The sequence below is a fragment of the Treponema sp. R6D11 genome, from assembly GCF_054786075.1.
In genome coordinates, this window is record NZ_BDHD01000977.1 from 1 (window position 1) to 425 (window position 425).

At 52.2% G+C, this 425-nt stretch carries 1 pseudogene; it reads left to right on the top strand.

The annotated features are described in order from the left end of the window. A pseudogene (locus ACYVTD_RS17090) lies at positions 1–379 on the top strand (GTP-binding protein); the annotation flags it as partial. Positions 380–425 lie beyond the last annotated feature (46 nt).

Sequence of the window (425 nt, forward strand, 5' to 3'; positions counted from 1 at the left end):
CGGCATTACGATCCAGTCCGCCGCGACGCAGGTAACTTGGAAAGACCATACAATTAACATAATCGACACGCCCGGCCACGTTGATTTTACAATCGAGGTAGAGCGCTCTCTGCGGGTACTGGACGGGGCGGTTCTGGTGCTTTGCGCGGTAGGCGGCGTGCAGTCCCAATCCATCACGGTAGACCGCCAGCTTAAGCGGTACAACGTGCCGCGCATAGCGTTTGTAAACAAGTGCGACAGAACGGGCGCTAACCCCTTCAAGGTGCGCATGCAGTTACGCGAAAAACTCGGCCTAAACGCCGTAATGATTCAAATCCCCATCGGACTGGAAGACAAGCTTGAAGGCGTCGTCGATCTTATCACGATGAAGGCGGTTTTTTTGCCTATGTTGAGAAAATAGCACGATTTGAAAAAAAGTGCAAATG